15 protein-coding genes are annotated in these 12,376 nt (G+C 34.1%); 4 read left to right on the top strand and 11 right to left on the bottom strand.

Features of this window, described 5'->3' with window-relative positions:
- Window positions 1-59 precede the first annotated feature (59 nt).
- From H603_RS0106235 to H603_RS0106210, 6 genes are all read right to left on the bottom strand, one after another.
- Complete coding sequence (locus H603_RS0106235; protein WP_245576093.1) at window positions 60-728, bottom strand: SGNH/GDSL hydrolase family protein; 669 nt, start codon at window positions 726-728, stop codon at window positions 60-62.
- A gap of 107 nt (window positions 729-835) precedes the next feature.
- The gene (locus tag H603_RS0106230) at window positions 836-1,618 is read right to left on the bottom strand and encodes a DUF3050 domain-containing protein (RefSeq protein ID WP_026707768.1); all 783 of its coding nucleotides are present in this window, start codon (window positions 1,616-1,618) and stop codon (window positions 836-838) included.
- Between the two features lie 91 nt (window positions 1,619-1,709).
- A complete protein-coding gene (locus H603_RS0106225) occupies window positions 1,710-2,888 on the bottom strand; it encodes an acyl-CoA dehydrogenase family protein (RefSeq protein WP_026707767.1) in 1,179 nt (392 codons plus the stop codon).
- A 290-nt stretch (window positions 2,889-3,178) separates the two neighbouring features.
- Entirely contained in the window at window positions 3,179-3,892 is a 714-nt protein-coding gene (locus H603_RS0106220) for a tRNA1(Val) (adenine(37)-N6)-methyltransferase (RefSeq protein WP_026707766.1), read from the bottom strand.
- A gap of 54 nt (window positions 3,893-3,946) precedes the next feature.
- A complete protein-coding gene (gene rimM, locus H603_RS0106215) occupies window positions 3,947-4,471 on the bottom strand; it encodes a ribosome maturation factor RimM (protein ID WP_026707765.1) in 525 nt (174 codons plus the stop codon).
- Between the two features lie 15 nt (window positions 4,472-4,486).
- Window positions 4,487-5,035 (bottom strand): 30S ribosomal protein S16, encoded by a 549-nt coding sequence (locus H603_RS0106210; protein WP_026707764.1) that lies wholly within the window; start codon window positions 5,033-5,035, stop codon window positions 4,487-4,489.
- Between the two features lie 548 nt (window positions 5,036-5,583).
- On the opposite strand from H603_RS0106210, the gene H603_RS0106205 reads away from it, so the two are divergent.
- Window positions 5,584-5,940, top strand: a complete 357-nt coding sequence (locus H603_RS0106205) for an RNA recognition motif domain-containing protein (RefSeq protein WP_026707763.1) — start codon at window positions 5,584-5,586, stop codon at window positions 5,938-5,940.
- A 92-nt stretch (window positions 5,941-6,032) separates the two neighbouring features.
- Here the strand turns inward: H603_RS0106205 and H603_RS0106200 are convergent, their stop codons facing one another.
- The 5 genes from H603_RS0106200 to H603_RS0106180 all read right to left on the bottom strand — a co-directional run bounded on the left by H603_RS0106200 (window position 6,033) and on the right by H603_RS0106180 (window position 10,130).
- Complete coding sequence (locus H603_RS0106200) at window positions 6,033-6,665, bottom strand: SCO family protein (RefSeq protein WP_026707762.1); 633 nt, start codon at window positions 6,663-6,665, stop codon at window positions 6,033-6,035.
- Complete coding sequence (locus H603_RS0106195; protein WP_026707761.1) at window positions 6,652-7,302, bottom strand: toxin-antitoxin system YwqK family antitoxin; 651 nt, start codon at window positions 7,300-7,302, stop codon at window positions 6,652-6,654. Before H603_RS0106195 ends, H603_RS0106200 begins: the two co-directional genes overlap by 14 nt.
- On the bottom strand, window positions 7,274-8,038 hold the full coding sequence (locus tag H603_RS0106190) for a YHYH protein (RefSeq protein WP_026707760.1): 765 nt from the start codon (window positions 8,036-8,038) through the stop codon (window positions 7,274-7,276). The genes H603_RS0106195 and H603_RS0106190 overlap by 29 nt, the downstream gene beginning before the upstream one ends.
- A gap of 3 nt (window positions 8,039-8,041) precedes the next feature.
- Entirely contained in the window at window positions 8,042-8,320 is a 279-nt protein-coding gene (locus tag H603_RS0106185; RefSeq protein WP_026707759.1) for an EF-hand domain-containing protein, read from the bottom strand.
- A gap of 415 nt (window positions 8,321-8,735) precedes the next feature.
- Window positions 8,736-10,130, bottom strand: coding sequence for a CotH kinase family protein (locus H603_RS0106180; protein ID WP_026707758.1), 1,395 nt, complete (start codon window positions 10,128-10,130; stop codon window positions 8,736-8,738).
- A gap of 185 nt (window positions 10,131-10,315) precedes the next feature.
- Here H603_RS0106180 and H603_RS0106175 point away from each other — a divergent pair, with 185 nt between their 5' ends.
- The 3 genes from H603_RS0106175 to H603_RS0106165 all read left to right on the top strand — a co-directional run.
- Window positions 10,316-11,332 (top strand): sensor histidine kinase, encoded by a 1,017-nt coding sequence (locus H603_RS0106175; protein ID WP_026707757.1) that lies wholly within the window; start codon window positions 10,316-10,318, stop codon window positions 11,330-11,332.
- On the top strand, window positions 11,325-11,999 hold the full coding sequence (locus H603_RS0106170) for a LytR/AlgR family response regulator transcription factor (protein WP_026707756.1): 675 nt from the start codon (window positions 11,325-11,327) through the stop codon (window positions 11,997-11,999). Before H603_RS0106175 ends, H603_RS0106170 begins: the two co-directional genes overlap by 8 nt.
- Window positions 12,000-12,123: 124 nt before the next feature.
- Window positions 12,124-12,376, top strand: a 253-nt coding sequence (locus tag H603_RS0106165; RefSeq protein ID WP_245576092.1) for a helix-turn-helix domain-containing protein, incomplete at its 3' end; no start/stop codon positions are given.

Here is a 12,376-nt window from a genome sequence, read left to right as displayed (position 1 = left end):
GCGTACTGCATTTATAAAAAAAAGTCCCCAATAGTAATACACCGTTGGGGACTTTTTTACTATTTGATAACTTGTAAGGCAATTGGTGCTATTCGATCTACAAATTTAGAATAGGTAATTTCTGATGGGTGCAAGCCATCTGTAGCAGTTAATTTGGGATTCTTTAATCCCTCTTTTGTAATATCAGTAATATTGATATAGCGTATTTCTCGTTGCTGACAATATTTTTTTGCAAAAGCGTTATATTTTGCTAACTCTGTGGTTATAGTTTTAAATTTTCCAGATTTATCCCCGTACGGAGTATAAGCGTAGTCAGGAATAGATAGTACAATCACATTTTTACGATCTCCCTTTGCAAAAATAGTAGCCTTAGTTACTAGTTCAGCAAACTCTTTCTCATAGAGCTTAAAATCCTTATTTTGATATTGATTATTAACTCCTATAAGTAGCGTAACCAAATCATAATTTGATGGTGGTTTTTTAGCTTCTATAGCTTTTAACAAATCAGTAGTTGTCCAGCCCGTTTTTGCGATAATTTCTAGTGAAACATTTTTATTCAGATTCGAACTATCTAATTTTTGTTTAAGTTGTACGGGAAAGCGGCACGTCTCACATACGCTTTCGCCAATTGTATAACTATCTCCTAAAGCCAAATATTTAATTGTTTCTTTAACTTCCTGTAAATTATCCTTGTTTTTAATGCTAGTATTTGCGGTTGAGCATGACAAAAACAAGGTTATTGTCAATAATAGGCAAAAATAGTTTGTGAACTTTCTCATGATGGTAACCTGTATTGCTTATATTACTATTTACGTCTGGGTGTAAATAATGTTTTTTATGCAACCACTTCTTTTATGCTAATTGTTTCTTCAATTGCATTCCATAGTCCAATTCTTCTCTCTAGTGCATGAATCGAAACTTGTTCTACTTCATACCATTTTTGAGCGTCGTCTCCACATAGTTCGTTGATCATTTGCATTGCCATAGGTCCATGCTCGTCTGCATCTAATTCTATATGTCTTTCAAAATAATAGATTAGTTTAGATAAGTCAGTATCAGGGAAATTAGCTTGAAAATTCTTCAAAATTGCAGTAAACATGCTTGGGATCAAATCTTCTCTACCAAAGGTGAAAGCAGCAGCTATTTCGTGTGGTTTTCCTTCTTCGATTACTCGAAAGGTAAAATCTAAAAATGCTTTAATATTTGGATGTAAACTACTTGTTTTGATAGCTACAAATATGTTTTGCAATGAGTTAATTTCAGCTAAGAAATGTTTGATGTCATCTGTATTTGCTCCGCAATCTTGCATTGCTTCAATGTACATTTCGTAATGGCTTTGGCGACGACCATCGATACTTAGATCAGATTCTTCAGCTAGAACAATTTCGTTAATCAAGTAACGTGTCTCAGGATTTGCAGTGGCAAACCAAGGAGTTGTTGTGCACGTTAATTTTGCTTGAAGCGCTTTTAATAATGACATGAAATCCCATACTGCATAAACGTGATTTTCTAAAAAGCATTGTAAATCTTGAATGCTTTTAACTTTATTATACAGTGAGTGTTGCAACAACAGTTCTTTTTGGGGCTGAATTTTGTCGTTGATGTGCTGAATAGTCATAGTTTCTAATTTTGTGTAAATATAAAAAAGCTTCTTGTTACCAAGAAGCTTTTTCTATCAATTTAACAAATAGCTTAATAGCAGTTTTATATTATTTAAAGGCCGGAATTCCAGTAATATCCATTCCGGTAATTAAGAGATGAATATCGTGTGTTCCTTCATAGGTAATTACCGATTCTAAGTTCATCATGTGACGCATAATAGAGTACTCTCCAGTGATTCCCATTCCGCCCAACATTTGTCTTGCTTCTCGCGCGATATGTATTGCCATGTCGACATTGTTTCTTTTTGCCATAGAAATTTGTGCGGTTGTAGCGCGACTTTCATTTCTTAAAACACCTAGTCTCCAAGTTAATAATTGTGCTTTGGTGATTTCAGTAATCATTTCAGCTAATTTCTTTTGCTGTAATTGTGTTCCGGCGATGGGTTTGTCAAATTGAATGCGCTCTTTCGCATAACGCAAAGCCGTGTCGTAACAATCCATTGCGGCACCAATAGCTCCCCAAGCAATGCCATAACGAGCAGAATCTAAACAACCAAGTGGTGCTCCTAATCCTGATTTGTTAGGTAAAAGATTTTCTTTAGGAATTTTTACATTATCAAAAATCAATTCACCTGTAGATGATGCGCGTAATGACCATTTATTATGAGTTTCGGGAGTTGTAAAGCCTTCCATTCCACGCTCTACGATTAGACCGTGTATTCTTCCTTCTTCGTTTTTTGCCCATACCACTGCGATATCGGCAAATGGTGCGTTAGAAATCCACATTTTGGCACCATTCAATAAGTAATGGTCACCCATATCCTTAAAGTTGGTAATCATGCTTCCTGGATCAGATCCATAATTAGGTTCCGTCAGTCCAAAACAACCCATGAATTCGCCAGTAGCTAACTTGGGTAAATATTTCATTCGCTGTTCTTCGTTACCGTATTTCCAAATAGGATACATCACTAACGATGATTGCACAGATGAAGTAGAGCGAACACCAGAGTCGCCACGCTCAATTTCTTGCATGATCAAACCATAAGAAATTTGGTCTAAACCAGCACCGCCATATTCTTCAGGAATATAAGGTCCAAAACCACCAATTTCGCCAAGACCTTTGATAATTTGTTTTGGGAATTCAGCTCTTTGAGCGAAGTCTTCAATTATAGGGGATACTTCTTTTTTAACCCATGCACGAGCAGAATCGCGCACTAGTTTGTGCTCATCAGTTAATAAGTCATCTAAGTTATAATAATCTGGAGCTTGAAATAAGTCTGGTTTCATGGTTTTATCTTTGAATTTAGAAATAGCGTTGGGTAAAGAGTACTGTTAATTTCAAATAGAACGGTTTAATCCGCCAGATAACAGTAAAGTTCTTAACAAATTTACACAAAGAAATATAACAAAACCATTATATATTGTTATATTTTTAAAACAAAAGTATTTTTATTGAAGATTTGCAGTAGCGATAGTTTATGAATGATAGGTAGGGCAAAATTCATGTAATGAATTCTTTATGATTAAATATTATATTCTTAACCAGAAGAAGTATCAAGTGTGTTGCGAAGTAGAAATTACATTTTCAAATAAAAATCCTTTGTCAAAGCAGTGTATTCTGGAGTGTAATTGTGTCGGCTTATTTCTATAGTTAATTCATCAACTGGAAAATTACCAATTTCATTTCGGCTAAAAGCCAATAAACTACGTTTGATTTCGCTTGTAGGAGTGCCTTTTACACGAGTAATTTTCACGGGGTATAATTCTGCTTCAACAGCTAGAGCTATAAATTGCTCTTCTTCTTTAAAGGGAATAATGGTCGAAAAAATTCCGTCGTCAGACAAGAACATTGCGGCAGCTTCGATTAAATCTTCAAAGGGCATGGCATCTTGAAAACGTGCTAAATCGCGTTGTTCATTATCCGTTTTATAATCTTCGCTATAAAAAGGGGGGTTGGAGACAATTAAATCATACTCATCTTCGGGTTCTTCGATAAATTCATCTAAGCCTGCATGAAAACAAAATAAACGATCACTCCAAGGAGAGTTTTCAAAATTCTCCACTGCTTGTTCATAGGCTTCTTCATCAATTTCTAAGGCATCAATTTGCTCAGCACTAGTCCTTTGTGCTAACATTAAAGCAATAATACCTGTTCCAGTACCAATGTCTAAGACACTAATTGGATTAGTATTAATGGGAGTCCAGGCGCCAAGTAAAACACCATCAGTACCTATTTTCATAGCACAACGATCTTGTTCTACAGCGAATTTTTTAAATTTGAATTGAGACATGAAGAATGGCGTTTTTTCGATGAAACGATTAAACAAGTTGCCGATTAAAGCTTTCTAAAGATACATTTCGACTAAACCTTCTGGCAAGTCCATGATGATCTTTTTATTTTCTCTATCTATTTTTATTAGGAAGTGGTCAATCATAGGAATAAACATTTCGACACCATCTTTAATCACTTCAAATAAAGGTTGTGCTGTAGTATCGTTCACTGATTGAATTTCTCCCACAAAGCCTAATCGCTGGTCTTCGATTTCAAAACCAATGACTTCATGAAAATAGAATTTGTTACCAGAAAGTTTAGGTAACATTTTTAAGGGTAGGTAAAGGTCGTTGCCTAAAATTGCTTCTGCCTCTTCCTCATTTGTAACGTCTTCAAAACGAACTCGTAAAAAGTCGTTTTTGTGTAGGGAGCTACTTTCAATAAAAAAAGGAATCAAGTGTTTGTTGCATTCAACAAACACTGATTCCAAGTTTTCGTACAACTCAGGTTCGTCTGTGTCTAAATAAGCCAAGACTTCACCTTTGAAGCTGAATTTTTTGGCGATTTTACCTAAATAGAAACAATCTTCTTTACGCATCTTCGCTTTTTAAATTTATGCTTGAGTTTCTTCGTTGTTTTCTTCAGCAGCAGGAGCTTCTTCAGATACTTCAACTTCTTCAGCTGGAGTAGCAGCAGCAATTGCATCAGCTTCAGCTTGTGCAGCAGCAGCTAATCTTTTTGCATTAACGTCTTGCTCTGCTTTAAAAGCTTTAGCTTTAACATCAGCTTGCGCTTTTGATAAACCATCTTTCTTAGCGTCAACAGTTCCGTTTTTAGCTTCTAACCAAGCAGCTAATTTTGCATCAGCTTGCTCTTGAGTTAAGGCACCTTTACGGATACCACCATCAAGGTGATGTTTCAATAAAGCTCCTTTGTAAGAAAGAATTGCTTTAGCAGTATCAGTTGGTTGTGCACCATTGTGTAACCATCTAACTGCACTATCAAGGTTTAAGTCGATAGTTGCTGGGTTTGTGTTTGGATTGTAAGTACCGATTTTCTCTAAGTATTTACCATCTCTTTTTGAGCGTGCATCTGCAGCTACAACCCAGTAAAAAGGTTTTCCTTTTTTACCGTGTCTTTGTAATCTAATTTTTACTGACATAATCTTGTATGATTAAATTTTGAGGTACTCGACCTCGATTAATTAAGGGTGCAAAGATAATCTTTTTATTTAAAAATTAACTAGCTCCTAATTAATATTTTATCGAATGTGCTTTAAGTGCAATTTGCGCATCAATAAATTGTGGTAAAACGCTGCTTTTTAATAATTTGCTGTCCTTTCTATCGAATAATTATACAATAAAAGAACGTGTAATTATGGTTGTGAATTGATGTTTTAAATTTAAAGTTGATGATGAATTTAAGAATTGATGTAAATTTCAAAATTCATTGTTTCTTATCTATGAGAAAAAGTTTAGATTTCGTGTCTTATTTCTGGTAAATAATTGCATTATCATTAGCTATTAGATTAAGTTATCAGCTACAGTATCAAGGATTTAACAGTGCTTCAAGTTTATTCTAGTACTTGCATAGTCAGTATGTTGTGTTAAAAAGCGTTTCAAATCAAAATAAAAACATAAATAAGCTAATTTATAGTTGATTAGAAAAAAATAAGATTACATTTGTTGCAATTATTATAAATAAGTACATATGAATATTTTTGTTGGAAGCCTTCCATTCAGTATTGAGGAAGCAGATTTAAGAGAGTCTTTCGAGGCTTACGGAGCAGTTGATTCAGTTAAAATTATCACGGATAAATTTACAGGAAGAAGTAAAGGATTTGGTTTTGTTGAGATGCCAAATGACGACGACGCTCAAAAAGCTATTGACGAATTGAACGGAGCGACTGTTCAAGGACGTGCAATTGTGGTTAACAAATCTGAGCCAAAACCAGAAGGAGAAAGAAGAAGTTTTAATAACAACCGTGGAGGAGACTCTCGTGGTGGTTATGGTGGAAACAGCCGTGGTGGAGATAACCGTGGTGGTGGAAACAGAGGAGGATATTAATATTCTTTTTTACAACTATAAAAAAAGGGGACAATGTAAATTGTCCCCTTTTTCTATTTAATTAAGTCTTGTGCTGCTTTTAATAATAGTATTTATTCTTGCTCGAGTACCTTGATATCTTCTTTTAATGATAGCATGCTCGTTGGGTCTAAGCTATTATAGATTCCTCTAATAATCTTGTTTTTATCTATTAAGACAAAATTTTCGGTATGCAAGAAGATGGAAGCATCTTTGTTTTCTCCTAAGTCTTCTTCGACAAAATAAAATTTTCTTCCCAAATTGTAAATTTCTTCCTTTTCACCGGTGAGCAGTTTCCATTTATTATAACTTACATTATTTTTTTTAGCATATTGTACTAGTGTAGCTACACTATCTTGTTCTGGAGTCACAGAATGAGAAATTAATAATACGGCATCATCATTAAGAAAGTCGTTTTGCAAAGTAGTCATGTTTTTAGCCATTTTTGGGCAAATTCCAGGACAAGAGGTAAAGAAAAAATCAACTACACATATTTTGCCTTTTAGACTATCAGCGGTAAAGGCTTTCCCTTGTTGATCAATTAATTTAAAATCTCTAATCGAATGAAAAGAGCCATCCTCAGGCAATTCCCAAACTGGAGTAAAAGTTGAAGTGTTGTAGTAAGGCAATTTTCTCAGCTGCTCTTTATTCTGGCAAGAGAATAATACAGCGGCGAATATTAGTAGAATCAGTTTATTTACTTTCATTTGTAGGTAATTTTAATTTTCCGTCTAGTAGGGTGTAGCACAAATTAGATTTTTGTAAACCGTAACGGTGACCCTCTTTTGCTTGATAATTAATGTATGGTTTTCCATTTTGGCGCCAAGCTTTTTGCATGCCATCTTCTGCATCGTTTTTAAAATTCAAATAAGCATACCTACTGCCAGATTCATACCATTGTTTTTGCAGTCCTTCACGTTTATCGTTGAAATAAATGAAGTCGTATTTTTGATTTCCGTTTTCCCAAAATCCGTAATGCCTTCCATATGCTTTACCGTTCTTGTAATTTCGACTATCCATTAACTGCCCACTGTTGTAATAGCTTTTTGAGATGCCATCTTGCTTGCCTTTTCGAAAAAGAAAAACATTTTTTATTTGAGTAGCATTGTGCATCTCCTTAATATAACCTGTATAGGCAACATTATGTAGATAATAAACTCCGTTGTCAAGGCGCAATTTTTTGTTTTCTAATGTAATAGTATCTAATGTGCTTTTAGTTTTAACAACAACAAAAGAGGACGGTTTTATGACCTCCTCTTTTACTGATCTATTAAAACACGCTGAACAAAGTGTAATAAGTACTATGCCAATAATTTTAAAAAGTAAATGTTCCTTTCGTACCATAATAACTTCCTGCTTTTAATACGTAAAAACCTGAATTCATATAATTAACATTTGAGCAATGATAATGATAAATTCCATCAGGATATTCTGCTGTGGCACCTATATGGCCACCATTAGTGTCGAGGTCTGAAGGATAGGTTCCGTTTGTGTCTTGACGACCATAGATAGGAAAACCGTCTCGTAACCACCCGATCAACTTGGCATCATCATCTGATGTAAAATCACCATTAAAATGATAATGATATAATCCGCCAGGACCACTATGTGCTCCAGCTCTATCAAATGAGGTCAATGTTCCTGCGTCTACAGGTACATTTCCACCTTCTCTATCATTGTAAATAGCAACACCATTTAATGCCATACCTATAGGTCCTAAGGAAGTTTCCTCCTTTGTAGTTGCAGCTATGGGATTCAAAGGTATCGTCATTACAAAAACTTGGGCTTGTAACGTTCCTGGATTTACCGTTTGACCTGTGGTTTGTGCTTCATACAAAGTATTCCCTTCTCCCCAGTATGGAGTAACGTGATCCGGAGTTCCGTTTGATTTCATAGTTACCGATGTTCCGTCAGAAGATAAAGTAACTGCAGATTTGTAGCTAGAACTGAACACTGTAGGAACTGTAGCACTACCTGATTCCTCTGTAGTGTCATCCTGAGATGATGAACTGCTGCAAGAAGTTAAACTTGCAAAGGACAAAAGCAGGATAGCCCAATGTTGATTGTTTGTATTTTTCATTTTTTACTTTCTCTCTTTTCTTCTTTCTGGCTTAGGTGCTTTTTTCAATTCTTCAGCAGTTATGTAGCCATCTTTGTCTAAATCTATTTTGGTAAAATCATCTTTCAAAGGGCCTTTAACTTCTTTCTTAGAAAGTTTACCATCTTTATCAGCATCCATTTGTTTCATTAGCTCTTCTGTAGTAGGTGGTTTTTTTCCTTCTTCACCTTGTGGTGGTTGAGCATATCCAATAGTTACTGTTGCTATAAGTGCAATGGCGCTGTACATTATTTTGTTTTTCATGATATTTTGAATTAGTGATTGTTATTGAGTACAAATTTGCACTAATAATTGAAAGGATTTTTGGGTATTCAGCGAATGAGGAATACTATTCAGTGAATAGTATATTCTATCAAATAATGCGTTGTTACAAATAACTGTTTTAGTGTTTTAAGGATTTATAAATTGCTTGATTGTTGTTTTATAATAATGATGTTTTTGTTTTAGTTGACACTAAAATGAGCACTGTTCAATTAAAATCTCATTTAAAAATTAAGGTAGTTATAAAATAAAAAAGGCGAAGTTGGATATCCTTCGCCTTTAGTTTTATTAATACAATTGCAACGTGAATTACAACAACTAACAAAAAAAGTATTTTTAAAACGCAAACAATCCTTTATCCGTAAGTGGTACAGAAATTAGTTCACACGTTCTTTTTTTATTTTAAATAACTGTTCACAGCATTAGTACGAGCAGTAACATGAGTGCTTAACGCATCTATTGCTGTTTGAAATTCAGCAGTGCTATTTAAAAAAGTATACCCTTTAACCTCTTTTATTGCATACGGTTTTACAAGTGCTCCATAACTTGCATAAGTAGCTTTCATAGTATTTTCATTAAAAGCGTTATCAATGACACTTTTTACATATACATCATACTTCGCTTTATAGGTTGCATCATTATACAAATATCCTATCAATGGCCATGACGTAGTGCTTAGGCCTGAGAAATTTAGAGCATAGGAGCCGCCTTGATTCCCTGTTTGCAATGCTTCATTATTATCCCATGGTATCCACGATAATTTTTTGGTGTCTGGATTATTATATAAAAAATAATTGTGTGTCATTCTTCCGTACGTATCCCAGTTTTGAATTACCGTATTGACAGCTAAATATTTTAAAAATGTATCTGTGTCAAATACTGATTCTAGATTCGCTCTCCAAGCCGCGGCATCAGTTGTTCTATTACTAGCATGTAAAGCCGTAAACAAATTTTGAATATCGCTATAATCTGCAGCGTCTTCATTTGTTTTCTTAACAAATACATCCTTTGTAAAACTTCCGTCAGCAAAACTAGCTCCAGCACCGTCTGGTTTGTATAAATTACCGTCATTATTTGAAAATTCATCTATCAACGTATCATCTACCTCTTCAACTAAGGTATACACTCCAAAATAAGTTGGTCCGTCGCCATGATCTACATAAACCTCATAAATAGCAGCATGTGAACTTACTAAACCTGAAGCTCTAAAAATATCGGTTGCTACTTTTTCACGTAACATCGATTTATCATTATAGTTGTTTTTTAAGCTTAATTTTTTAAAACCGTAAAAACGCTGATTATCTATTTGAGGATAGGTATCTTCGTATTCGTCAAAATCTAATTTAAAAGATAATTTCAAGTTTCCGCTAGACCAGGTAGACTGCAAGCTGGAATTCCCTTTGAAACGAACACCCACACGGTACCATTCTTTTCCCTTATAGAATACCTCGGCAGGAACCATTAAAGGATCTTCGTCTGATGATGTTAGACCAGGACCTCCTGAACTTGTACCAAAAGTACCATATGTAGCAGTCATATCGGCAATCATTTTTTTCCAGCGTGTACTAGTTATTACAATATCTAATCTTTTTACAGTATTGTCTGCAAATACTTCTTCAAAGTTTGGGTCTGCTTTTTTACTGTGGGTTTCTGTGGTCCAATCAGGAATTTCAAAAACGGAATCATCAACTTCTACTTCTTCGACCTCATCAATGCTAGACTCCTCTTTTGAGCAAGAAGTGATTAAAAACAGTTGAAGCGTTGCTAAAATCAGAATATTTAACTTTTTCATAATTGTATTTTAATTTTACTGTTGCTTGCAAATTTGAACAAATTATAAAAGTGTATTATTTTTTTTCAGTGAATGCATGAAAGTAATCTGTGAGTCATACTTGCCATTCTGTAAACAATCCTTTTAAAGAGGTAAAAAGTGGCGTTTTCAAGATTTGATTAATTTTAATTTTATTTATTTGTACTATGAATAAAATTACTCGCGTTATCTTTCAGCTTATATTATGGTTGTTAGTTTTGATTATTATTGGTTTAAACCAAAAAGACATCACCCAATTTTTAATAGAGAATGTACTGGCTTATAGCTGTCAAGCAATTCTTATTGTGGTTTTAATATATGTTTTGGCACCCAAACTTCTTTTCAATAAAAAGCATCTTCAATTTGTACTGTATTCAGTAGTTTTAGTATTTATTGCTGCTTTCATTTCTTCGATTATGATAAGGCCTCACGGGGGAATGGGCATGCCACCACCACCTGGAAGAGGGGATAAAATGCTTCCTAGCCCTATATTTATTAATTTGCTTTTAATTACTGTTTCTTATGTATTTGCTACTTTTTTAGAAACATTTGCCTTCGCTCAAAAAAAGGAGGAGGCTTTAATAATTAGTAAATCTGAAATGATAGAAAGCGAACTTAAATTTTTAAAATCACAGATCAATCCGCATTTTTTATTTAACTCTTTAAATAATATCTATTCGCTTTCGATGATTGATTCAGCTAAGGCACAGCAGAGTATTTTGTATCTATCGGATATGCTGCGCTATGTTTTGTACGATTGCGAAAAACCAGTGATTGCAATAGAAAAAGAGGTAACATATATAGAAGATTTTATTCAACTATTCATATTGAAGAGTAGTAAAGAATACCCCATAACGACCTCTTTTACTATAGAAGATCCAAAATTGCAAATCGCTCCCATGCTGCTTATCCCTTTTGTAGAGAATGCATTCAAACATAGTAATATTCAAAACATTGAAGAATCATCTATTGCAATAAGGATTCATTCGACTTCGACATCTGTTTTATTTTCGATCGAAAATACCTTTAAAAAAGGACCTATAGTAAAGGATGGCGTAGGAGGAATTGGAATTCCAAATGTAAAAAAGAGACTTTTATTATTATATCCAGAGGCACATTCGCTAGGGATTACTGAAAATAGTAATACCTTTAATGTGGAATTAAAAATGGAGCTGAATGTATAAATGTGTTATAATTGATGATGAAGAACTCGCTAGGGAACTTTTAAAAAATTATGTTAGCAAGGTATTTTTTTTGGAATTGGTAGGTTCGTTTGAGAATCCGCTAGATGCTATGACTATTCTTAAAAAAGGAGCAATCCAAATTGTTTTTTTAGATATTCAAATGCCTGAAATTAAAGGAACAGACTTTGCTAAGCTAATTCCAGCTTCGACTAAGATTATTTTTACTACTGCTTACTCTGAATATGCATTAGAGGGATTTGAACTCAATGCCATTGATTATTTATTAAAACCAATTGCTTTTCAGCGCTTTTTACAAGCTGTTCAAAAAATTAAAAGTGAACAACCACAATTAATAGCCAGTGATACACTAACTATTAAATCGGGATATGATTTCTTTAAATTAAAGTTGGCTGATATTACTCATATTGAAAGCGACAGTGAATATGTCAACTTCTACAGCAATGGAAGAAAGATAATGAGTTATCAAACGCTCAAATCATTAGAGAAAACGCTAGACCCAAATCAATTTATACGTGTGCATCGTTCTTACATAGTAAATAAAAATAAAGTAACTGGTTTAAAGGGAAGAGACTTACTACTGTCAGACCTAATTATTCCTGTGAGTGACAGTTACTATGATAAAGTGAAGCAAGATTTGTTTTCGTAAATTATAAAATAAAAAAAGCGATCTCTCGACCGCTTTTGCATTGCCCCCAAAAAGTTAGACACTATTTGGGGGCATTTTTATGGAAAGAAAAGTCAAGTATGATTACACATTTAAACTTGAATGTGTGGAATTAGTTATCAAACAGCACAATTGCTGTGTGTCTGTAGCTAATAAAAAGAAAGTTCATCCTTCGAGTGTTAAAAAGTGGGTTAGGCTATATAATCATTATGGTAAAGATGGATTAACACCTAGGAATAACCGTAGTTATAGTGTCGATTTTAAATTTAAAGTTTTGCAATCAATTCAAAAAGAATCCTTGTCATTTGTGGATTGTTGTTTGAAATTTGACATTCCTGATGCGGGAATTATTCTAAAAT

Origin of the sequence: Flavobacterium frigidarium DSM 17623 (assembly GCF_000425505.1) — a bacterium.
In the GTDB taxonomy this organism is placed as follows: domain Bacteria; phylum Bacteroidota; class Bacteroidia; order Flavobacteriales; family Flavobacteriaceae; genus Flavobacterium; species Flavobacterium frigidarium.
Note: the sequence above shows the minus strand (reverse complement) of the source record. Positions and strands in the feature narration are given on the sequence as shown.

Bases quoted from the DNA above. Each gene is read 5' to 3' on its own strand.
- H603_RS0106230 (WP_026707768.1), bottom strand. From the start codon at position 1,618: ATGACTATTCAGCACATCAACGACAAAATTCAGCCCCAAAAAGAACTG.
- H603_RS0106225 (WP_026707767.1), bottom strand. From the start codon at position 2,888: ATGAAACCAGACTTATTTCAAGCTCCAGATTATTATAACTTAGATGAC.
- H603_RS0106220 (WP_026707766.1), bottom strand. From the start codon at position 3,892: ATGTCTCAATTCAAATTTAAAAAATTCGCTGTAGAACAAGATCGTTGT.
- rimM (WP_026707765.1), bottom strand. From the start codon at position 4,471: ATGCGTAAAGAAGATTGTTTCTATTTAGGTAAAATCGCCAAAAAATTC.
- H603_RS0106210 (WP_026707764.1), bottom strand. From the start codon at position 5,035: ATGTCAGTAAAAATTAGATTACAAAGACACGGTAAAAAAGGAAAACCT.
- H603_RS0106205 (WP_026707763.1), top strand. From the start codon at position 5,584: ATGAATATTTTTGTTGGAAGCCTTCCATTCAGTATTGAGGAAGCAGAT.
- H603_RS0106200 (WP_026707762.1), bottom strand. From the start codon at position 6,665: ATGAAAGTAAATAAACTGATTCTACTAATATTCGCCGCTGTATTATTC.
- H603_RS0106195 (WP_026707761.1), bottom strand. From the start codon at position 7,302: ATGGTACGAAAGGAACATTTACTTTTTAAAATTATTGGCATAGTACTT.
- H603_RS0106190 (WP_026707760.1), bottom strand. From the start codon at position 8,038: ATGAAAAATACAAACAATCAACATTGGGCTATCCTGCTTTTGTCCTTT.
- H603_RS0106185 (WP_026707759.1), bottom strand. From the start codon at position 8,320: ATGAAAAACAAAATAATGTACAGCGCCATTGCACTTATAGCAACAGTA.
- H603_RS0106180 (WP_026707758.1), bottom strand. From the start codon at position 10,130: ATGAAAAAGTTAAATATTCTGATTTTAGCAACGCTTCAACTGTTTTTA.
- H603_RS0106175 (WP_026707757.1), top strand. From the start codon at position 10,316: ATGAATAAAATTACTCGCGTTATCTTTCAGCTTATATTATGGTTGTTA.
- H603_RS0106170 (WP_026707756.1), top strand. From the start codon at position 11,325: ATGTATAAATGTGTTATAATTGATGATGAAGAACTCGCTAGGGAACTT.